Origin of the sequence: Caballeronia grimmiae, assembly GCF_000698555.1 — a bacterium.
GTDB lineage: Bacteria > Pseudomonadota > Gammaproteobacteria > Burkholderiales > Burkholderiaceae > Caballeronia > Caballeronia grimmiae.
In genome coordinates this window covers 1-568 of record NZ_JFHE01000137.1, presented here as the reverse complement: position 1 = coordinate 568, position 568 = coordinate 1, and the positions used below count along the sequence as shown (strand labels likewise).

Here is a 568-nt window from a genome sequence, read left to right as displayed (position 1 = left end):
CAGCTGTTGCGGTTGATTGGCCATCGCGATGTGCCCGGGTTCATCAAATAAACGGAAGCGCGAGGCCTCCAACGCACTGTCAACAAGGTGAGGCTTTTCAGGAGAGAGCAGTGAGCTTATTCGGGCGACCCGTCCCGCCCACTCACGAACAGCCGCTGATCCCACACGACCGGCTGCGGCGCCGACACCACTAAGCGGCTCGCATCTGGATGCGCCGGATTGACTACGGCATTGCATTCCACCCGCGCGACCACCGACGGCACAACCAGAATTGACGACCGGCCCTCGTCGATCCACCGGTCGCCGAAGCGCCGCGCGACCTGCGCATCGGGCGCATCCCAGCCCGCCGGCAAGTCCTCTGCGGTCACGCGCTCTATCGCCACGTCCTCGGGCACTTCGGCTGCGACCCACACATGGTGCTTCGGCACCTTGCCGATCCGTGCGTGCAGCAGCACCTCCAGCATCGCCCCCGCAAAATTCAGCCCGCCGTAAATCACCGGTCGCCCCGGACTGTTGAAGCGCCCCCCGATCAGCATTGCGCCGGTGCCGCTCCACACCGGATGACGCC

At 65.3% G+C, this 568-nt stretch carries 1 protein-coding gene; it reads right to left on the bottom strand.

All coding sequences use genetic code 11. The annotated features are described in order from the left end of the window. Positions 1-116: 116 nt before the first annotated feature. On the bottom strand, positions 117-568 hold a 452-nt coding region (locus BG57_RS30970), incomplete at its 5' end, for an RES family NAD+ phosphorylase (RefSeq protein ID WP_035971161.1).